The organism is Aeromonas sp. HMWF016 (assembly GCF_963878195.1).
GTDB classification, from domain to species: domain Bacteria; phylum Pseudomonadota; class Gammaproteobacteria; order Enterobacterales; family Aeromonadaceae; genus Aeromonas; species Aeromonas lacus.
On sequence record NZ_CAWNWX010000064.1, the window covers coordinates 1 to 1,164 of the forward strand.

Sequence of the window (1,164 nt, forward strand, 5' to 3'; positions counted from 1 at the left end):
CTAAATAACTGATCCCAATAGTGCTACACCTTCGCTGTGCCATAGCCATTCCCCGGGAAAGGAGACACGGTATCCATGAAGTGTTTCACTCGGCCCAGCAGGCTGGCCATTCCTCTGCATTGATGATTGCGCGTGACGGTTTCATGTAACTTGTGCCACAACCGTTCTATGTGATTAACCCAAGGGCTGTAAACTGGCTGGAACACTAAGCAAAACTTGGGGTTCTTCTTCAACCATCGCTCGGTTTGTTGGCTTTTGTGAATGATGTAGTTATCGAGGATCAGCGTGATGGTTTTGGCTCGTCGGTAGTGGCGGCGCAGCTTTTCCAGCATGGCGATAAACAGGGATGAGTTTTTCTTTATCCCGCTGACGTAAAGTACTCTTCCATTGCCTGCATGGAGAACGCCTGCCAGGTAATGTTTGGCGTTCTGTCCCGGTGTGACAACCCGCTTTTGCTGCGCTCTGAACATCCAGTCGGCCCCTAATTTGGGATTGAGGTCTATATCGACTTCATCTTCATAAAACACCGGATTATCGGCATCACAACGGGCCAGTGTTGCGTCGATATTCGCCATTTTCTCCTGATAAGCAGGGTCTTTTATCCGCAAGGTCGGCACGGGCCTTCGCCAGACAATACCCATACGAGGTAACCATCGGCGGAGCGTGGAGGCTGCCATATTGAGGCCTGTTAACCGATTGATTTTGATAGCCAATAGTTCGGTACACCAGCGGCTGCGCTGATAACCAAAATCTTGCGGAGAAAACTGCATGAGCAGTACCAGTAAGGTGGCAATCTTGGCGACAGGTAAGACTGGGGCACGGCCAGCCGGTAAGGCTTCTAGAGCCCCCACACCTTCATCCCGATACCACCGAAGCCAACGGCCGATGGTCGAGCGAGCAGCGCCGGTAAGGTGATGAACATCAGTGATCGTGCGTCCTTCATGTAACAGCAAGATGGCCATCAAACGACGAGCGTGCCCTTTATCACGGGTGGCATGGATGATTTTGTGAATACGGCGCCGTTGTGGTCGTGGCAGGGGTGGTAGGATAGGCATCAACTCAGTCCTTTGGGTGTGGCTTGTTTTGTTTGGCGACTAATGAGATCGCACAAACTGGACTGAGTTCCCTTCCTCCAGTGATCTACTATTCGGAACAGCTATTTAG

Annotated in this window: 1 protein-coding gene; it reads right to left on the reverse strand. The window is 51.5% G+C overall.

All coding sequences use genetic code 11. The features are described from left to right. Positions 1 to 23: 23 nt before the first annotated feature. A complete protein-coding gene (locus AACS24_RS09310; RefSeq protein ID WP_108570626.1) occupies positions 24 to 1,055 on the reverse strand; it encodes an IS630 family transposase in 1,032 nt (343 codons plus the stop codon). Between the last annotated feature and the right edge of the window lie 109 nt (positions 1,056 to 1,164).

Bases quoted from the DNA above. Each gene is read 5' to 3' on its own strand.
- AACS24_RS09310 (WP_108570626.1), bottom strand. From the start codon at position 1,055: ATGCCTATCCTACCACCCCTGCCACGACCACAACGGCGCCGTATTCAC.